General features: G+C 52.2%; 8 protein-coding genes. All 8 read right to left on the reverse strand.

Translation table 11 applies throughout. The features are described 5' to 3' along the window. Positions 1 to 7 precede the first annotated feature (7 nt). The 8 genes from ACQY69_RS02570 to ACQY69_RS02605 are packed head-to-tail and all read right to left on the reverse strand — an operon-like array spanning position 8 to position 21,244. Positions 8 to 3,004 carry a beta-ketoacyl synthase N-terminal-like domain-containing protein gene (locus tag ACQY69_RS02570; RefSeq protein WP_428258372.1) on the reverse strand — a complete coding sequence of 999 codons (2,997 nt, stop codon included), beginning with the start codon at positions 3,002 to 3,004 and terminating at the stop codon, positions 8 to 10. Then, positions 2,994 to 3,290, reverse strand: coding sequence for a phosphopantetheine-binding protein (locus tag ACQY69_RS02575; RefSeq protein WP_428258374.1), 297 nt, complete (start codon positions 3,288 to 3,290; stop codon positions 2,994 to 2,996). The genes ACQY69_RS02570 and ACQY69_RS02575 overlap by 11 nt, the downstream gene beginning before the upstream one ends. Positions 3,291 to 3,308: 18 nt before the next feature. Continuing rightward, positions 3,309 to 9,317, reverse strand: coding sequence for a thioester reductase domain-containing protein (locus ACQY69_RS02580; protein WP_428258375.1), 6,009 nt, complete (start codon positions 9,315 to 9,317; stop codon positions 3,309 to 3,311). Between the two features lie 15 nt (positions 9,318 to 9,332). Then, positions 9,333 to 16,271 carry an amino acid adenylation domain-containing protein gene (locus tag ACQY69_RS02585; RefSeq protein WP_428258377.1) on the reverse strand — a complete coding sequence of 2,313 codons (6,939 nt, stop codon included), beginning with the start codon at positions 16,269 to 16,271 and terminating at the stop codon, positions 9,333 to 9,335. 18 nt (positions 16,272 to 16,289) lie between these two features. Then, the gene (locus ACQY69_RS02590; RefSeq protein ID WP_428258379.1) at positions 16,290 to 17,051 is read right to left on the reverse strand and encodes a thioesterase II family protein; all 762 of its coding nucleotides are present in this window, start codon (positions 17,049 to 17,051) and stop codon (positions 16,290 to 16,292) included. 4 nt (positions 17,052 to 17,055) lie between these two features. Continuing rightward, entirely contained in the window at positions 17,056 to 18,303 is a 1,248-nt protein-coding gene (gene ccrA / locus ACQY69_RS02595) for a crotonyl-CoA carboxylase/reductase (protein WP_428258380.1), read from the reverse strand. A 20-nt stretch (positions 18,304 to 18,323) separates the two neighbouring features. Next, positions 18,324 to 20,546, reverse strand: a complete 2,223-nt coding sequence (locus ACQY69_RS02600) for an ABC transporter permease (RefSeq protein WP_428258382.1) — start codon at positions 20,544 to 20,546, stop codon at positions 18,324 to 18,326. Further along, a complete protein-coding gene (locus ACQY69_RS02605; protein ID WP_428258384.1) occupies positions 20,546 to 21,244 on the reverse strand; it encodes an ABC transporter ATP-binding protein in 699 nt (232 codons plus the stop codon). The genes ACQY69_RS02600 and ACQY69_RS02605 overlap by 1 nt, the downstream gene beginning before the upstream one ends. Positions 21,245 to 21,246: the final 2 nt, after the last annotated feature.

The raw sequence follows: 21,246 nt of genomic DNA on the forward strand, positions 1-21,246 counted from the left end.
AACTCTCCTATAAATCTTCAAACAGATCATCTATCGATTTGCGTTCTTCCACAGGAGTCTGCGTCTCACCTTTTTCGTGAGATCTGCTGATATCGGAAACATTTTTTCCCGATACCTTTGCCGAAAGGATATCCGATATCTCCTGTATCGTCGTCACGCTGTACATCTCGTTTAAGGATATCTTTTCGCCTGTGATCATCTCTATCCTGGAAGATATGAGCAGCGTCGAAAGAGAGTCAAATCCCAGCTCGTACAGGTCTTCATATATGCTTATGTGCGGTATTGCGAGAACTTCCTGAAAAATCATCCCGACGGTCTTGTCCATATCGTTGCGCCAGTCGTTTTGAGCGGCCTTTTCCGCTTCCGCCGTCTGCGCTGCCCCGATGTCATCCTGCAGTTCAAAGGAATCGCCTCTGTGGTTTATCTTCCTGTATCTCCAGAAGGACTTTCTCTGGAACGCATATGTGGGAAGCGAAACTCTGTACGGCTGCGATTCATAAAGCTCATCCCAGATGATGCTCCTTCCCGTTTCCCACACATTTCCGACCGCAGTGAGGAACGATGTGACATCGCCGCCTTTTTTTACTTCTGCAAGTGAAGAAAATGCGTACTGCCTGCGGTTTCTGTCCAGGCTTTTTCTTATCAGCATGCTCATCTGGTTCGATGCTCCGATCTCGACAAAGCATATGTCGTCTTCCTTTGCCAGCTGCTCCACGGAATCGTAGAACAGCACCGGGCCGCTCATCTGATCGAGCCAGTATTCACAGCTTTCCATCGCGCCGTCTTCTGCCGGCGCCGCCAGATATGTGGAGAACAGTGGTGTTTCGGCAGCCGAAAACCTGACATCCTCCAGCGCCCGCCTGAAATCTTCTCTGATCGTGTTGACGGTGTCGCAGTGACCTGCCCTGTTCACCCCCAGCTGAGAATATGCGATCCCCTTCTCCTCGAGTATTGCCGCCATCTTTTCCATATCTTCGCTGCTTCCGGAAAGCGTTACCCTTCTGCTTCCGTTTACAGCTCCTACAGATACCCCTTCCACGAGGAGCTTCTCAATATCCTCCCTTCCTGCCGCCACATTGAACATGCGGCCCCCAGGCAGCTTCTGAAACAGCTCTGCCCTTCTCACGATCAGGCCTATCGCATCTTCTGCGCTGAAAACCCCGGCCACGCAGGCTCCTATGTATTCTCCCAGGCTGTGTCCCATGATCAGATCCGGCCCCACTCCGAAGGATTTCCACAGGCCGGCCAGCGCGTATCCCAGTATGAACGTGAGGACCATTCCCTTCCGGGGATTCTCTTTAAGACTGCTTTCATCGCCGCCGTAATTCAGAAAATCATCTCTGAGACTTTCGCCGAGGGCCTTTTCCGCAATATCAAAGCACTCGTCCGCAGCATCGCGAAATGCGGCAAATTTTTCATAGCAGCCCCTTCCCATGGAAAGCCCCTGGCTTCCCGCTCCTGAAAAGACGAACACGATTTTACCGCCCGCGGAGGATCTTCTGCCGTTCCTGTGTCTGCGCAGCGCTTCTGCAAGGCCTTCCGCCGTTCCGGCCACGAAGCTCCTCCTGTACTGATGCTCTCCCCGCCCCACCTGGAGCGTATATGCCATATCTTCCGGATTCACGGCGTTCTTTTCCACATGCTTCAGCAGATTCTCACAGTTATCGGAAAGCGCCTTCTGGGTCTTTCCACTTACGACGAACACATAATCTCCGGAAGCGGAAGTCGTGGACGCTTCCTTTTCAGGCGCCCGGCTCATGATCGCAATGGCGTTTGCACCACCCAGCCCGAAGGCGCTCACTCCCGCTGTCGCACGTTTGTTCTTTCCCGGCCACGGCATCACGCAATCGGCCACTTTCAGCGGAACGTCATCGCCCTCCAGCTCGTCATTGGGCTTATCGAAGTAAATCGACGGCACCAGGCTGCCATGGTGCATCATCAGCGCCACCTTTATCACGTTGGCGATGCCCGAAGCCACATTGGTATGCCCTATGTTGGGTTTAACCGAACCTATATACACTTTGTCCTGAGATGTCCTGTCTCTCAATGCGCTTTTCAGCGCCCTGAGTTCCACCGAATCTCCCAGGACCGTGGCCGTGCCGTGAGACTCAAAATAATCTATATCATCGGCCGTCACCTCTGCCAGATCCATCGCATCCAGGATCGCCTCCTCCTGTCCCTGCACGCTTGGTGCCGGAAGCCCGGCCTTGCGGTTGCCGTCGTTATTCACATTGGTACTCTTGATGACCGCATATATGTGGTCGTGATCTTTAATGGCATCCTCCGCCCGCTTGAGGATTATGACCCCCTGCCCTCCACCCGGGACGAATCCGTCGGCGCTTTCATCGAAGGTCCTGGTGTACCCGCTTCTCGACGCGGTGGCATCCAGGCACCAGTACCCCTCCTGTTCAGGCTCGATGCTCACGCCGCCAGTCACTGCCATATCGCACTCAAAGTTAATCAGTCCCTGATACGCATAATGCACCGCCGCCAGCGAAGATGCGCAGGCGTATTTGAACAGCACTGCCGGCCCCTGAAGGTTCAGCTTGTACGCTATCTGCGTATTGAAGGTGCCGTCCGCATATATCTTCGAGAGCTGATAATTCGTATACCAGCTCCCCTGCTCCTGGTGAATGCAGTTCCACACGTAGAGATGCTCGTCACAGCTGGTGTAAAGCCCTATCCTCCCCTGATACCGCAGGCTGTCATAGCCTGCGTCCTCCAGCGCTTCATATATGCCTTCCATGAGAAACCGCTGCTGCGGATCCGTAATCAGAGCTTCCCGCTGATTCATCCTGAAAAAATCCGCATCGAATCTGTCTATGTCGTCGACTTTTCCGTATGCCGCGACGTAATTCTGATCGTTTTTATCCGGCTCTCTCGTGATGCAGTCGGCTCCTCTTTTAAGATTTTCCCAGAAGGCATGTATGTCAGGCGATTTCGGGTACCTGGCAGACATGCCGACTATTGCCACATCGTAATTACAGTTCGTATTATCTGTCATTTCTGCGTCTCCTTCTCCTCACCGCGTTCCTGCCCGAATCGTCGCTTCCCGCAGCGCCGTCTGCTTCCGGCGGCCTGTCAAGCTGTTCGGCGATCTTGTTTATACTCGGATACATCATCAGCTCGATGGGCTTTATCTGTATCCTGAACCGTTCCTTTGCCTGCTGGCATATCCTGTAGATCATCAGGGAGTTGCCGCCCAGATCGAATATATTTTCGTTTTCGTCCACATGCTCTCTCCCGAGGTTTTCGGAAAAGAGGATCTGCATGGCCTCCTTCGTGTTCATATGTATCACCTCGCTCCTCTAGTCAAAAAATCCTGTCCTCTCCAAATAACCATAAGTCCGTGTGAAATTGTCCAGGTCCATGGTCTGCCTCGTCAGTCCCAGGGCCTTCATCGTATCTGCCGTATGGGAATCATCCACTTCCGGCTCCTCCCACTCTATCCTGTCGGTGAATACGGAAAGCGCAGACAGTATGGCCGTATCCTGCGTGTTCTCCGCGTACTTTCTGAGAGCTTCTATCCACAGCTCATAGCTGGTGCACTCCATATCCTCGTCTATCGTCCTGAGCCATCCTACTACCGCGTCGATGCTTATATCGTCAAATCCCAGCGTATATGCATCTTCACCCGTCCTGTACGGTTTCATCGAAAGCCCCACGATGGCATCCGCCATTATGTCGACGGGGATGAGATTGAACCTCATATCGACCAGAGGGACTTTTCTCAGCCTCAGACATATCTTTATCAGGATCCAGAAGAAGTCCCTTATCTGGCAGTGCCCGCCGCCAGTGTCTCCCGTAGCTGTTCCTATCCTGTACCTTACGCACTCCAGCCCTTCTTCGGCCGCCTGCCCGCACATCGCATCCGCCGCCCATTTAGTCTCGTTGTACGCATTCCCCAGGGGCTGCTCCAGCGTGAGCCGGCTCCGTTCGTCAAGAGGGCGTTCCTGTTTTTCCGGCGCATAATATACCACGTAAGACGATATGTGATGAACGGACTTCCTCCTTTCGGTGGCTGCAAACCTGAGGATGCGCCTCGTTCCGTCCACATTCGTCTCCGCTACATTCCTGTAGGGCGAAACAAAATTCACATCTGCCGCGGAATGATATACCGTGCTGACTTTCGCAGCCAGCTCCCTGTATTCTTCCGCCTTCAGACCGAACTGATCCTTCGTAATGTCTCCGCAGATGAATTCAAACCTGCTGCTTCTGCTGAATTCTCCGAGGCCGTATGTCGACAGAGTCTGTGCCACCCTGGCCGCGGCCTTCTCCCTGTCTTCCGCACGCACCATCAGAACGATATTCCTGTCCGTGTGCTTCAGGAGCGAAACGCTGATAAAGGCTCCGAGAAAGCCTGTGACGCCTGTCAGCATTATGCTCCCTTCGTCGTCATATTCCGCGGTTTTTCTCAGCATGCTCTCGACAGGGACTCTCAGCACAGCATCTTCTTCGATGACGTTTTTATCGGTCGTAAAGGCGAGCTGCCCCTTCTCCTGTCTGCCGGAGGCTATCTTTTCCGCCAGCGCTCTCAGAGTGCTGTTTTCCAGAAGATCCTGAAACGATATGTTTACGTCGAAATGCTTCATGATCCTTATGCTCAGCTTCGATATCAGTATGGAGTTGCCGCCCAGGTCAAAGAAGTCGTCGCCCGGAGCTACAGACGACACCTTCAGCACGTCCTTCCATATCTCCGAAAGCTGCTTCATTTCATCCGACATGACTTCGTTGTTGCCGGCCCCTTCTATGCTCAGAGCATCCCTGTACAGAGTCTTGAAGTCCGTATATCCCTCCGTTCCTCCTGTGACCGGTATGGACTTCACCTTTCTGTACTGTATCTTCACATCATGGTCTGCCCTCGCCGCTATGCGCTCTTTGCTTTCCTGCGACAATGCTTCAGTATAGAAAATGTCGAGGACCTTTTCATATTCGCCTACGATCCTGCTCTGATAGTTTCTGCTGTGTATATCCACCCCTATCCATACATCAGGCAGATCATAGTGCCTCAGGGTTTCCAGATATCCTATGTAATCCTGCGTCTCCGCACTTTCGAATCCGCTCCTCGCAGATGCCTTTATCACCGCATCAGGTATCCTCGCGCTTATGCCTGTTTCCTTCCAGTTGCTCCAGTTAAAGCATCTCACATTCCTGCCGGCGCTGTTCCGGAATCTGCAGTACGCTTCCGCAAAGCTGTTCCCCATGGAATAGGATGCCAGCGACGCCCCTCCGAAATATCCGTTCACGGATCCGAACACATACGTCTGCGACCCTTCCCTCTCATCCGCTATCCTGCATATGTTCTCGGTTCCTGCGGCCTTCCCCGCCATGACCTGGAGAATGCTGTGATCCGACTCATTTAAGATCCTGTGTTCTTCAAAATTCGACCAGTGATCCGTGTCGTCCTCTGAAGCGGATATCTGACCTGCCAGATGGAAGAACAGCGTTGCCTTTCTGCCGAGCTCATCTTCCCCCTGGGTTACGGCGCGTTTCAATTCCTCATAATCGGAAACGTCCGACTCCACATACAGGATCCTTCCGGAAAACTCCTTCATCTCCTCCATCCAGAGCTTCTTTTCGTCATCCAGCGCAGACCGGCCTGTCAGGATCAGGTCCATATCGTAATTCCTGACGAGATGCTGAGCCAGGTTTCGCCCGATGCCGCCCATTCCTCCGGTGATCATGCAGAGCCTGCCGTTCCAGTCATCATCTTCTGTTTTATCTGCCGCGGGTTCCGCTGTTCTGAAATAAGCTGCGTACCGCAGACCTCTGCGATATGCCGTCTCCTCTTCCGTATCCCGACAGCATATTTCATCCATCAGCAGCTTCGTATCTATCTCATCAAAATCCACCGTCCTGCATCTCTTCTCGGGGAACTCTATGTTAAAGCTCTTTATCAGTCCGCGCAGCACGCCGCATTTCTTATCCCATGCGATATCTCCTTCCAGCATGTGCATATGCTTCGCAGGCACGATGATCCTCCGCACCTTCTGCTGCTTTGCCCACATTCTGGCATGAGCCGCAGCCTTCACCGCAAAATCTTCCACGGAAACAGAGTCGCCATCCGCCTCCAGCGCCAGAAAGTCCACCAGAACTTCAGTTTCCGCCGTCGGCGTATCCGCTCCATCGAATTCGATACGAAGCTCCTGCGGTATCATGTCTAAAATTTCCTCGGGAACGCTGCTTTCGGATTCCGTGATCGCGCTGCACGGCGTATTTTCTTCGATGATGCCTTTCACCGGCTGCGGATACCACGTCTCGACAAGTACGCTCTGAGATGTCCTCTTGCCCATGCCGAGCTGCTGTATCATATCGTCGTATTCGCCTCTGTAGAAGGCCTGTCTGTATTTGTTCCGCTGCTTCTTGCCCAGCTCCGTCCTTATGGACCTGCCTGACGGTACGGGAATGACATACGTAGGGAAAATATTGCACTTTTCCCTTACGGCTCTCTTGATCGCACCTGTCAACGAATGGAGCGCCCCGTTGTCCTCCATGATATCCTCATCCTGAGGAGTAAAGAGTATGAGGATCTCTTCCTCTGACTTTGAATTCTGAACGGATGTCGCTACCGTGTACGACGCGTGGACCTCCGGCAGCTCATCAACTACGCTTTCGATATCCTGGACATAGTAATTGAGCCCGTTGATGATGATGATATCCTTCTCTCTCCCCGTAAGCGTCACCACATCGCCTTCTATATAGCCCAAATCCCCGGTAATAAAGTAGCCGTCCGGTGTAAAGCTCTCCGCGTTTACCTCCGGATTCTCATAGTATCCGGGCATTACCGTATCGCCTCTTTCCTGAATATGGCCTGTCTGCCCCTTCCTGCATACGTTTCCCTCGTCGTCGACGATACGGAACGCGTGGCCTTCCACAGGTGTTCCTATCGGCACGAATTCATCGTTATCGCTGGTGGTATCGTATGCGAATCCGTCGTAATATATATTGACCGATGCCGTTTCCGTCATGCCAAAGCACGGCTTGACCGCATCCTGCGGCAGCCCGTAAGGCCTCAGCTTTTTCAGAAAGCCGCGAAGCGTCTTGCTGACATTCGCTTCGGCAGTCGCAAACACGTATTTCAGTTCTGACAGATCCCAATCGTAATGAACGTCGTCATCCGCTTCTTCGTTTATCATGGAAAAGGCGAAGTTTGGCGCCCAGGTTACATTGGCTCTGTAACGGCTCAGAAGCTCTATCCACTCCAGAGGCTCGCCGAGTATATATTCAGGCTTGACCTGTACCTGGAAGCAGTCCAGATATATATCTCTCACATTTGTCCACACCAGTCCCGCCGCGTGGGTAAGGGTCATCCAGTTGACGTCTACAAGGGTCTTATCAAAACCGTAGAGCGCGATTTCACCCAGCGTTCTGGCGAATATGTTTTTCTGCGTAAGCATTACGCCCTTTGGCAGTCCTGTGCTTCCGGATGTGAACAGCAGCAGTGTAGTCTCCTCCCATCCCCAGTCGTACATATCGCTTTCTGCAATAGGCTCTCCTCCCTCGAGATCCTCAAAACAGATGACCGCGCCGTAAAGCTTCTCTATGGCAGGTCTGAGTCCTTCCGATGTCAGTATGAACGGATTCTCGAGCAGCCTGCATATATTCTGCAGCTTATCGGTATTCAGGTTCGTCGTGCCGTAATCGTCGAGGACCGCCAGCGGTGCAGGTACGATCCCGGCCAGCATGCAGCCCCAGAAAGCTTCTATATACGCCTTGTTATCCGTCAGCTGCAGCACCAGCTTGCTGCCCGGAACAAGTCCCATGCTCCGCAGGCTGCCGGCGATCAGCCTCGCCCTGTCATAGAGCTGGGAATACGTCTGTTCTCTTTCGCCGCTGTCATCTACATATATGAGCTTCTGACTGCTGTTCTTTCTCAGCTTTAAAAGCTCGGTGAGAGATGCAGCACAGAGGTCCTCGTAGCTGAGCGTTCCCCTGTCTACAACAGCATCCTCAGATGACTGCTCCACGCCGGTTTCCGGCGCGAGACAACGTTCGAATTCCGCCATGCCCTGATCTCTGTTCTCGAATGCCACGTTGACAGCGCAGTGCAGCTCGTCTGTCTCGCCTGAAATATCCCTTATATCGAAGTCTGCTTTTACCGCCATGGCCGAGAGCCTTCTGATGTCTGCCGCACCGCTGCGCTCTCTTGGAATATATGGCACCTTGTAGAAGTCCAGCGGAAACAATTGTGCAGGCAGCCGTTCTTTCAGCCCGGCTTCCAGAAGCTTCGGAGGCGTTATATCCTTTTCCGAATAATATACGCTCTTTCCTTCGACTGCAAAGTCGGCAACGGTGTCCATATCCAAAAGGCTGTCTTCTATTTCGCACCTGCGCACGTATACGCCGTTGCAGTACACTCCCGGTGTCCTTCTGCCAAGCACATATATCCTGCCGTCCTCCTGCAGGATGCCTCTGTATATGCCGGTCCCGCTTCCTTCCGCCGATCCACAGGCGACGATTCCCGGAATCCTGCTGCCCTGTCTGCCTCCATCTTCGTTTTCTATGCAAAGCTTTTCTCCGTCTGTCGGGCGGATTTCATGCGCCTTTACGGCCTCTCCCGTAACCAGTATCTCTCTGCATGCGCTCAGCCACAATTTATCGGGAAAACCGAAATAGTTATACCATTGCACATTGGCGGCGACGAGAAAATCTCTGACCTCTTCCAGCATCACCTCTTCTTCTCCGAAGGTAACTGCGCTGCACTGCTGCAGCCAGCCTTTTTCCACAAGCTCACAGATGTATCTTTCCGGCATGAACCACGCGTCAGCATCCTCTATCTGCCGTATCTCATTTATTATCACGATTTCATCGTAATTGAGGCATGCATGTATCCACATCATCCCCGCCAGATCTGTCTCGCTGCCGATTACAACGACGGCCTTTTTTCCATGCAGCTTCAGCGTTTCGCGGTTAAAGTCCATCCAGCCTTCGATTCTGCTGCCGTGGATTTTCACCGCACGCCCTTCCATATCGACGAAAAAATCGCCTGCTCTGAAATCCGCCGCTCCTCCCTGATCTTCACAGGCTCCCGCTGTCCTTTCCTCAGCGATGATCATATCCGGCTCAAAGAGAGCCGCTTCTCTTTCCCTGAGCAGCTTTCCCGCCGTGCTGTCGACGGGGCAGAGGACGGCGCCCGACTGAAAAACTGCAAAGGCTGCCGCTATCCATGACACCGGATCCGGAACCGATATTCCTATCTTCCTGCACGACTGCTGAGGATGCTCGCTGTAAAAATCCTCGATGGTCCTCTTATAACTATCCGTCATTTTTTTCAGTTCAAATGCCGTTACCGTTTCACCGTTGTATATAATCTTCAAATCTACGCCTCCCCTTTACAAATCGTAATCATTCCATGGCTTATCCGGCGCCTCGACCGCAGCGCTCAATATGTCCTGAATCAGCCCGGCAAACTCCTCTATCTCATCCTCGGCAAAGAGTCTTTTCTTATAGTAAAACTGGAACTGAAACTCATCGTTCACAGATTGAATGAACAGATCCAGATCCGCTGCCGAAAGCTGCCGCGTATACTCAAAATCGCCGAATATCCCGCGCCTGCTGTCGTCCTCCAGATCTATATAGTCGATGAGAAGTTTATAGGGCAAATCGCGGTACTCATAACTCAGGCATGCTCTTTCCGCCACTTTCTCGAAAGGCAGCGACTGATGAGCATATGCCCCGTCCATAGTCTCTTTGACTCTCCGCGCCAGCGAGGAAAAGCTGTCGTCAGGCCTCACCGTTGTCCTCAGCAGCAGCACATTGGCGAAATTTCCCACGGTACTCCTTATTTCGCTGCGGACACGTCCCGAAGATGCCGAGCCCAGACATATGTCATCCGCGCCGCAGAGCCACGCCAGAAACATGTAATATATCGTGGTAAGACCCGCGAATACCGTCATTTCCATATTGCTGCACAATTCCTTAAGCCTGCTCAGCTCGTCTGCGTCAAGCGGCAGATCGCAGACGCCGCCTTCAAAGTGATCCCATGTGCTCAGCTCCGTCTCCGAGAGCTCTATGCGCGTCAGTTCCCCGGCAAGCTTTTCCTTCCAGTAATCTATATCCCCGTCAAAAAGGCCATCCCGGTACGCGTCTGTCTGCCACGAGGCGAAGTCCTGAAACGAGACGTCTTCTGCATATTCCCGGTTTCGCCCTTCTTCCAGATCGAAGTATATCTCCTTTATCTTCCTGAGGATGAGGTTTACCGAATAGGCATCGACGAGGATATGATGTATACCCATCGTGAATACGTATATCCCTTCTTCCGCCCTGCCAAGCCGGAAGTTAAACAGCGGAGCTTTTTCCAGGACATACCTGCGGCGCATCTCCTCGTCTTCAAAACTGCGCCTTACATCTTCCGCAGATTCTCCGCTCCTGTCTTCGCACGTCAGATCTATCGTCAGTTCATCCACCGTTCGCTGATACGGCCTGTAGTCGTCTTCGTATATTTCGGCTCTCAGCCCCCGGCAGCAGTCCACGGTTTTATTTATCGCTTCTGCGAAGTTTTCAACATCCAGCGATGCCCCGATCTCCATGCTGCCGACCAGGTTGTATCTCTGACCGCAGTCCTGATCCTCTACGCTCCTGTTCACAAACCATATTCCCTCCTGGGCCAGTCCGAGAGGTATGCCGCCGGTATCCTGGCATTTGCGGATCGTCAGCTTATCCATATCTTCCTCTGATATCGTCTGTATATATGAGGCCAGCCCCCGTACCGACGGATTGTTGAATATGTCCGTAAGGGTGAGCGCCGTATTGAATTCGCTGTTTACCTCGTACAGGAGCTTTATGGCTTTAAGAGAATCCCCTCCCAGAGAGAAGAAATTGCTCTCCGGCATCGTCCGCTGTGTTCCGATGACCCTGTTATACAATGCGATCAGCTTCCGCTCCCCGTCGGTGACGTATTCGTCATCACGAGTGACTTCAGCCGCAGCATTGCTTATCCTTATCTGCGCGAGAGCCTTTCTGTCCACCTTGCCGTTTCTGCTGAGGGGAACGCTCTCTATGAAGGTGATGTACTTTGGCAGCATGTAGTCGGGAAGCTTCTTCTCCAGTTCCTTTCTGACATCCTCCTCCCTGATATCCGAGATGCATCTGCAGTACAGGGATATTGCATTTTCCTCCCGCAGCAGCACCGCGGCGGCAAAGGCGATGTCTTTGTTCTCATATACGACCTGCTCTATCTCTTCGAGTTCTATTCTCTTTCCGTTTATCTTTATCTGGAGATCATCCCTTCCGATGATATCTATTTCTCCCGATTCCAGATATCTGCCCACATCTCCCGTGCAGTACATGCGGTTGCCCGTATACGGGTTCGTTATATACTTTGCCGCCGTCTGTTCCTCATCATTGAGATACCCTCTGGTCACGCCGACGCCTTCCACATACATGATCCCTTCCGTATACACAGGGCATATTTCGAGGATCTCGTTCAGAATATAGTATTTCGTATTGGCCATAGGGAGGCCGTAAGGTATCCTGTTTCTCTCCAGGTCCTCTCTCGTAACTTCATGGTGAATGTTCCAGAGGGTCGTTTCCGTGGGGCCTCCTACGTTTACAACCTTCATGTCGGGATTGTGCTTCCACAGCGACGCCGGAACAGTCTTCCGCATGACGTCCCCTCCCATTATGGCGAGGCGTACGGTCTGCAGGCCCGAGATGTTTTCGAGGCTCATTATCTCCAGCATCATTTCCATCAGAGCCGGAGCGCTGTTCCAGATCGATACGCCGTGACGGTTTATCAGCTCTATCCAGTGCTTCGGATTCTTGACATCCCTTTTATCAGGCAGCACTATGCACCCTCCCGCTATGAGCATCCCGAACAGATCGTACATGGACATATCGTGACTGAGATTCGTCACTGTCAGCACCTTATCGTCCTCCGTCACGTCATAGTATCTGTTCGTGTAAAGCAGGGCGTTTATGAGGCCTCGCTGCTGTATCATCACTCCTTTAGGCCTTCCTGTGGAGCCGGAAGTGTATATGATGCAGAAAAGGTCGTCCATGGTCCTGCTTTCAACGTGCAGTTCGCACCCGCCATCCGGCGGCGTCGCTTCATCAGCATTGTAACTGCGGACATTCTCCGAAATGTTCTTCATCAGATGCTTCGTGTCACTGTCGAATACCGCCGCCTTGCTTCCCGCCTCCTCGATGCAATATCTGATCCTCTCTTCGTTCAGATGCACGTCCAGCGGCAGATAGACCGCTCCCGTCATGACGGCTGCTACCGTCGCAGCCAGTTGATCGAAGCTTTTTTCTATCGCGATGGCGACGACATCGCCGGGCTTAACCCCTGCCCTTTTCATCTCAGCCGCATGCCCCCTTACGAGGTCGTAGAACATGTCGTATGTCAACGCATCATTGCCCTGGACCGCAGCGATACGGCTCCCGAATTTTCGCCTTCCCTCCGCCAGCAGTTGGCCCAGTGTCATGTTTCCCAAATCCATCCTCACGTTATTGATGCGTTCCGCGGCCTCTCTGGCTTCCGGTACATCGAGCCCCGCCGCCTCGTGCCACGCTTCCTCCCTTTCGCCAAGCTGCTTCAGCCGCGATACGAAGGCCCTGACCATATTCTCCGCCACCCCGTCTTCAAACAGGTTATCGACGCAGTCCCAGCTGAACTCTATCCGGTCATTGCAGTACTGCGCGACGGCATCTATCCATACCTGACTCGTATGGGTCATGACAAAGGTCTTTTTGAAGTGCTTCTGCTCCACCGCCGGAATGTCAAGCAGACTTGTAAATACCACGGGGATCGAATAATCCCCTACGCTGCCCTTCATCTGTGAGATCTTTCTCTGCACGTCTATCCCCGTATAGCTGTCGTGTTCCATGAGCAGCGCCAGCTCTCTCCGGTTTCTCTCAGCTTTTTCTATGAAGCTGCTCCTGCTGTGCTCCATAGCGAACAGGAAAAAGGAGGCGCACTCTCCCACCGTATTGTCCGCCATTCCTCCGGCTGCCATCCTGTTAAAGGTCGGCACGTTGATGCAGAAATCCTTTTTTTTGCTCCAGGCTCCGACCACCTCTCCGAATGCAGTCAGAAGGCCTGTAAAGGACGTGAACCCGAATTTCCTGCACGCGGCTTCAAACCTGTTCCACTCATCCTTCGACAGGGTCCCCGTATGCTTGCACACTTCTATGGTCTCTGCGCCTTTTCCCGTCTGCTTCATCGGAAGCGCAGGCGCCTCCGGAAGCTCCGGGATTTTTTTCAGCCAGAAAGCCTCGCTTTTCCTGTATTCAGCCGTATGCCTTCTGCTCTCCATAAATTCCACGTAGTTTCTGAACAGAAGCGGAGTATCCGGCATGTCACGCGCAATGTCTTCGTAAAAATACTCCATGTCGCGCATGAGCAATTCCAGGCTCCATCCGTCGATAATGAGACCATCGGAGTAAAAGTGTATCAGAGCTCTTTCGCCTCCCAGAAGCGAGACCCTTACAGTCACGAGGGATTCCCTGAAACAGTCCCTCGCCATGCCGCTCATCTCTCTGCGGATTTCCTCGACTCTGCGCTGCTGCTCTTCCTGCGGCAGGGAAGACAGATCTTCCTCATCGATCCTGACATCGTAATGTTCCATGACGAACTGCCTTCCGTCTTCGAGAAATCTCGCATGGAGCATATCGTGACGCTCCATCAGCTTTTTTACGGCGCAGAGAAATCTCGAAGAGTCGTAGTCTTCGCATGTGAATTCGATATAGCTGTGGGTCGGCACCTGCCCCAGGTGCATTTCCCCTCTCCTTCCGACGAAATAGGCCTGCTGCATCTGACTGAGGTTGAAAGGCTCGTATCTCTCTTTGAGATCGAGGGCGGGAACACGTCGCTCGTCGCCTTCCGGCGTTTCGTCATTGTGCGCTCTCTCTGCGATTTTCATGCACATGGCCCTTACCGATGGCTCCGCCGTCATCTCGGAAAAAGCGATCGCAGGCTCTCCGCTCCTGTTCCACTCCGAAATCAGCCTCATGGCCTGAATCGAATTGCCGCCTGCCTGGAAGAAATCGTCCGTAACGCCGAATTTGTCAGTCCCAAGTACATCTCTCCACAGCCTCCACATTTTCTCTTCCCGCTCGTTTTCCGGTTTGAGCAGCTCGGAAGCGCGGATGCCGGGAACCGGGAGCTTTCTGTAGTCTATCTTGCCGTTGAGGGTGAGAGGTATTTCCTGCAGATGTACGAAATATTTCGGTATCATATACGGAGGCAGCGTTCTTTTCAGTTCATCTCTCAGCCATGCTTCAGACAGCTCCGGATTCCCGGTATAGTAGGCGCACAGAGCCTTCTGTCCGTCGTTTCCGGAGATCGCGCTGACCACCGTGCTTTCAACGCCCCCGATTGCGGACATCACCGCTTCGACTTCTTCCGTCTCGATACGAAAAGCGGAAATCTTCACCTGATTGTCGATCCTTCCCGCAAAGTCGAGGTTTCCGTCGGGAAGCCATCTTGCGATATCCCCGGAACGATAGACTCTTTTCTCCTCCAGAAGGTCGCTGGAAAAGAATACGCTGTCTGTAAGCTCTCTGTTATTGATATATCCCTCGGCAAGCCTGCCGCCGCCGATCCACAGTTCCCCCGGGACGCCTTCCGCCTGCCTCCTTCCGTACTGATCTACGATGTATACCGCCGTATTGCCAAAAGGTCTTCCGATCGGTATGCTCTTATACCCCCTGTCCACTTCGAATATAGTGGTGGACACCGTATTCTCCGTCGGCCCGTAATTGTTGAGGAGCCTGTACGGGCTTGTTTTCCTGAAGGCTTTAAGCTTATCTCCTCCTGTGATCATCACCTTCAGAAACTCATTGTCATATCCCTGCATCTGCTCGCATACCTGGGTAGGCAAGGTCACATGCGTGATGCGCTTTTCACGCATGAAATCGCTGAGGCCGTCCAGATCGGTTCTCAGCTCTCCGGGCATATTGACTACCGCAGCTCCCCTCATCCAGAAAGGGAATACTTCCAGTACCGACGGATCGAATCCCACTTTGACGTAACGCAGACTTCTGCTTGTTTCATCTATATCGTATATATCGCTGCTGCTGCAGAGTTCCATCAGAGCCCCGTGGGACACCGCCACGCCTTTGGGCTTTCCCGTCGTCCCCGATGTGTATATCGCATACGCTGTATCTTCAGGGCCTACGACTGCACCGACCGGCTGTTTCGAAAGCTCCTCCGTCCTGTATCCGCTGCTGTCCATGCATATGATTTCCCTGAGATTTGCGCATGCCTGTTGAAGCTTCAAGAGCTCTGCCATGTTTTTCTCAAGGCAAAAGACCACCGAAACATCCGCATCCTCTATGATCTGTCTCGTTCTCTCTGCCGGAAGCTCTTCATCTATCGGAATGTACGCACAACCTGCCTTCTGGATCCCCACGATCGCCACGGCCTGATCTATGCAGTTATCCATATACACTCCGACATATCCGTCTCTCACCCCCAGATGGCTGTACAGCTTCTGCGCGACCTGATTAGTCCTTTCGTCAAATTCACGATATGTGAGCCTGACATCTCCTTCCTCGACGGCCGTATTGGAAGCGTAAGCAACTGCGTGCTCTCTCATGACATCTATTACCGTCCCGCTGATACAGCCATGCGGCTCGCCATGCTCCATCCCTTTTATCCTTTGGATCTCGCTGTCTGACAGCACCTCCACTTCGGACAGCCTCGCACTGCCGTCACAGGCCATGAATTTTCTTATCTGCGAAGCGATGCTGTCGATCGTGCCTTCGTCATACAGTTCTTCTGCAAAACCGCATCTGACGCTCCCCTTCTCGCTGCATAAGTAAAACACCACATCGGCATCATACGTATCCTGCGCTTCCGGATAGAGCCCATCCTCCCGTATTATTGTCTTCAGCCCCGGGACGTATTCGTTTCCCTTCATTTCAAAATGCTCGAGAGCTTCGCTGAAAGTTTCGCTGTGGTTCAGCGCTTCTTCCCTCCTGGCTGCGATCTGTCGCTTCAATTCCGCAACCTGCATATCCGCCGACAGATTTGCCACATATCCTGTAAGCGCCGCTCCCTTTTGATTTTCTTTTCCTGCCGACAGACCGATCATGACATCGTTCTTCATCAGGTTTTTAGACATCACAAAGCTGACGGCCGCGGCGAAGCTGACAGCAAAGGGCCACTTCCCATCTGAAGCGAAATCGCCTCCGCCCGTACCGAGGTCGATATACGTCTGTGTTCTTTCCCTCAACGGCGTCACCCTCGGCCTGTCCGTATAAAATCCATCCGATTCATACGTTTCGCCCAACACCGTATTCCAGTATTCCAAATCTTCTCTTCTCATTATTCCATTTACCTTGTCTCATCTGAGATGCGTTTCTATTCTCCGCTTTAAATCTCTGCAGAGCTCTTCTTTCCTGTCTTTGATAAAAAAATGCCCGCCTGCGAATTCCATCATGCTGAATTCCGAAAGGGTGTATTTTTCCCAGCTTCTCGCCTGGGTACTGCCTGCCATCCTGTCTTCGGTCCCGTAATACACGTGGACGGGAGCCTCGATACGCCGGCTTCTGTTTATACTGTAGCTTTCAATCAGCTTAAAATCCTGTCTCAGGATCCTGATATACAGGTCCAGATATTCCGGATAATCCCAGAGCTCCTTTTCCAGACCGCCATACCTGTTTACTTCTTCTATAAATTCATCCTCGGGGAGGCTGCTGATTCCCGCCTCCGATATATCTTCATCAAGGCTTGTGGCCGATACGAACACCTTCTCCGCCTGCAGTCCCATTCTGTCTTCTATCGTCTGTTCAAACTTGTATGCCAGCATACCGCCCATGCTGTGTCCGAACAGAAAGAAGGGTATGTCTCTCAACAGCGGTTCCAGGCCTTTGAAAAGGCTTTCCGTAAGAACCTCCGCATCGGTAACAAAGTCTTCGTTTATACGGTTTTCCCTTCCCGGCAGCTGTACCGGAACCACCTCTATGCTGTCTCCCATCAGGCTTTTCCAGGCTGCATACTGACTGGCGCCTCCACCTGCGAAAGGAAAACATATCAGCCGGCACTGCGGGCAGCGTTTCGGGGTCCTGAACTGAACCCATCCGTCGAATTCACTTTTTGCCGCCATGAGTCTACGCCTCTTTCCCCGCGGCTCCGATCAGCGCCACTGCGTTTCCACTGGTGGTATTGTTCTCATACATGGACTGCTGGCATTTTGATATTTCGTCGAAGGTGACTATTTCGCCTACTGAGACAGGCAGCCCCTTTTCCACCAGAAGCCTGAGATACTCCTTTCCCTCCTCCAGCACTGCCGCGTGGGAACCCTGAAGACGTTTGAGGTTGAGCCACAGATATCTCAGATCCAGCGTCCCTAAGAATCCCGTTGTCGCTCCGCAGATGACCACCATGCCCTTCTCGGCGCACAGAAACATCGATGTGGGCAGAGTGTCCCTCCCCGGATGCTCGAGAATTATGTCCGGATTTCTCTCCTCTCCGACCACTTCCCATATTCTTTTCCTCATCTTCAGGACATTGCGTATCCATCTGTTGTAGGCCTTTTTATCACCGTAGAGGTCCTCTGTCAGCATACCCCAGTGATCATAGTCGCTTCTGTTTATGAACCCCTTAGCTCCCAGCTCCATGCACTGTCTTCCTCTGTCATCGGAGGATACTACCGCCACAGGGATGCCGCCCATTGCCTTTACGATGGGAATGGCGCTGCTGCCGAGTCCGCCCGCTCCGCCCCATATCAGCACGACATCGCCTTCTTTGATCCTGTTGCCCTCCCAGTGCGTAAGCATGCTGTATATCGTTCCGCCTGTCGCCGTGCATCCTGCAGCCTGTACCCATGTCAGCTCTTCAGGCTTGATAAGGCACTGCACGTCTTTAACTTTCGAGAACTGAGCGAAAGCGCCGAAGTTGCCTTCGTATCCCCAGATTCTGAATGTGGGGCTCACTCTCGGGTCTCTGGTCTTCCTGTATACCGGGCATGTTTTATCATACTGGATGCCCGTGCATATTACCTCATCTCCCACGTTAAAATCCGTCACATTCTTCCCCGTTTTATATACGATCCCGCTCGATTCGCTTCCGCATATGAGGAATCCCCGTTTTTTCTCGTACCGCTGATGCGCATATATTACGTTTCGCGGCGTTCCCAGCGCCGCCCAGACTCCGTTGTAATTTATCCCGCAGGCCATATTGCACACCAGCATCTCGTCATCGCCTATTTCCGGCACATCTACTATCTCTTTTCTGAAAGCATGCTCCGGCTCGCCAAGCCTGTCTTCCCGCAGAGTCCATGCGTACATTTTTTTCGGGATCACCCCGAGAGGCGGTACCTGTCCCACTTCATACAATTCTTTCGCTTTTTCTCTCATTTTAACTATCCTTCTGTCCCCTATTCCGTTCTTTCCTTTAACTCCGAAACCATATTCACACGCGTCACCTTGCCTTTAAGCACGGACAGCGAAGCGAAATATGCGAAACACAGCAGTACCAGACAGATCAGCAGGCTCATCGGTGCGATATGCGCTTCAATGTACATGGAAAAGCTCTCGACCGTGTCCGCAAGAGCTGCCGTGCAGATTGCAAGCCCGAAAGGTATGCTCAGCAAAAATCCTATCGGAACAAGTATATGGTTCATGTTCAGCAGCATGCCGTTGATCTCCTTCTTTCTGAACCCCAGTATCTTGAGCATGGTGATCGTGTAGCGGTTTTCCTCTATGATCATATTTACCGTAAGATATGTCACCGTGAAGCCAATGGCGATACCGAGGATGATAAGTATATACATTACCATCATGACCGGCCCCAGGTAGTTTTCCAGCGATGTCCGCATGGAATCCTTGGAACGCTCCGAGAGGATCTCGCTTTCCGGATAATCCAGTTCCCTGTCGGACATGACAGCGGTGTAGAACCCGGCGTCAAGACCCAGGATCTCAGCCGCATTGTCAAGGCTCGTATACAGCGCCACCTGCGTATTGTCGTCGATAATATCGCTTACAGTAACTGTCGTCTTCTCCATAGTTGCCGGATTGAAAAATGTGAATTTATCTCCCGCCTCTACTCCGTAGGTAGTTGCCGCCGCCATCGTCATATAATAACCGCCGTATTCCGCATCGTTTCCGGATACGGTGTTCAGGTTCACGAATTTCGAATCCTCCTCTATCCCGCTTAATCCGAATGAGACGTCGCTGCCTTCCACCTCAAAGGTTCCCGAAACGAAAGGCTCGCCATCCTCTATCTCTTCGCTCCTTGGCGATGTGAAGTAATACTGGTACTGATACGAACCTGCGTTTTCAAGCCCCTTCTCTATGATATATTCGCAGGAATCCTTCATGACGAAGCCTGCGATCAACGATGTTCCCGCAATCATAAGCCCCAGGCACGCTATTATCGTTCTTCCGGGGTTGAGCAGCAGTCCGCGGATCTTAAACTTCGTTCGTGCCCGGATGTTTGAATGAGACAGCGCTTTCTTCATCTTGCTCAGATTCAGCCCCACATTTCCCCGCAGCAGCTCCTTGCTTGGATTTCTGAGCATTTTCATGACGACGAAATACGCTGTCAGCACGTATAAGACCGTAGGGATCAGAAGTCCTGCCAGCATGCTGGCCGTGTTGTATGCCATTTCATACGGTACCGGTTCGAAATCGGTGAAAGTCATATATGTATATCCCCTGGCAAAAGGGATGCCGGCTGCTATTCCCAAAAGGCTTCCTGCAATACCTGGGACCGCGGCAAACTTCATATAGTGCGCTGCGATCTCCCTCTTCCTGTATCCGAGAGCCATGAGAACGCCGATCTGCTTCTGCTCACGTTTAAGCGTCCTCCCCAGGGTCAGTGTGATGATCAGCATAATGAGAACGAACAGCACTGCGGAAATCATAACCCCCATGCTGCTGTAATTCTCACCCTGCACCTCGGTGTATTTTATCCTGGTGTTCGCATAGTCCGCAGTATAGCTGGTCATGTCGTATTCATCGTGCAGGCATTTTCTCACTTCCTGAACGTTGTCTTCGCCATATCGTATGGAATAATACAATCCCGGGTTATCGAATTTGTCGAATGCCTCTTTGCTCACGATGGCCAGACCGAAGCCCTTGTTGTTGACATATGTCTCCTGCCCGTTTTCAAGCATATAGACGTAATCGCCGCGGATGCAGTATCCCGTGATCCTGTACTCATCGCCTTCGATCTCTATGCTGTCGCCTATGTCGTATCCGTTTTCCTTCGCAAAGTTTTCAGTCAGCAGTATCTCATCTGCTCCATCCGCGTCCTGCCCTTCAGTAACGACATATCTGTTGACCTTCTCCGTTTTCTGAAATACGCGGACAGTCTTGTCATTTTCGCCGCTCTCTATATATTTCTGTTCTTCAATGGTGACATTATATTTATCTTCCACGTCTCTGATGTCATCGCTGTTCATGGGCACAGCCGTATAATACTTGCCCTGCTCCACCTTCGTGCCCTTGAGGAATTCGTCCATGGTGTTGTTCAGAGTATCTCCCGTGGAAATGGATGCGATCAGAAAGGAAACCGTGAAAACGGTCAGCAGTATGCTGGATATATAGAATGATCTGTTATGTCCGATGTTTCGAATTATGCGTTTGTTTATCTTCATTAGAATTCCAGCTCCTCAACACTTTTCTTATCATTATTGGCGGTGTTTGATATGACTTTTCCGTCTTTTATGCGCGTAATACGGTCGGCCATGTGCTGGATCTCCTCGTTATGTGTTACGATAATAACAGTGGTGCCGAACTGCTCGTTTACCCTGGCGATGTATTTAAGAACCTCCTTGGATGATCTCGTATCAAGGGCTCCCGTAAGCTCATCGCAGAGCAGCAGTTGGGGATTTTTGATCAGCGCCCGGGCAATCGCCACCCTCTGCTGCTGTCCTCCCGAAAGCTCCCTTGGGAAACGGCTCACATACTGTCCCATCTCCAGCGCTGCAAGGACGTCTTCGACAGACAGCGGATTTTCGGAAATATCTGCCACTACCTCGATGTTCTCCCTGACTGTCAGATCAGGTATCAGATTGTACGACTGGAAGACAAAGCCTATATCCGATCTTCTGTATTCCGTCAACTGCTTCTGGTCCGCATTTTCAAGAGCTTTGCCGTCGACGCGCAGCGTCCCCGAATCCATGGTGTCGAGGCCTCCTATGATATCCAGAAGGGTGCTTTTTCCCGATCCCGACGGGCCCAGTACCACGCATATCCCGCCTTTTTCCAACTGAAAGTCGGCCCCGTCGAGGGCGTATACCAGCGCGTCGCCTTTACCGTATTTTTTTACCGCATTCTTGATTTCTATAAACATAT

Origin of the sequence: Gallibacter sp. Marseille-QA0791 (genome assembly GCF_965119705.1) — a bacterium.
GTDB lineage: Bacteria > Bacillota > Clostridia > Peptostreptococcales > Anaerovoracaceae > Lentihominibacter > Lentihominibacter excrementipullorum.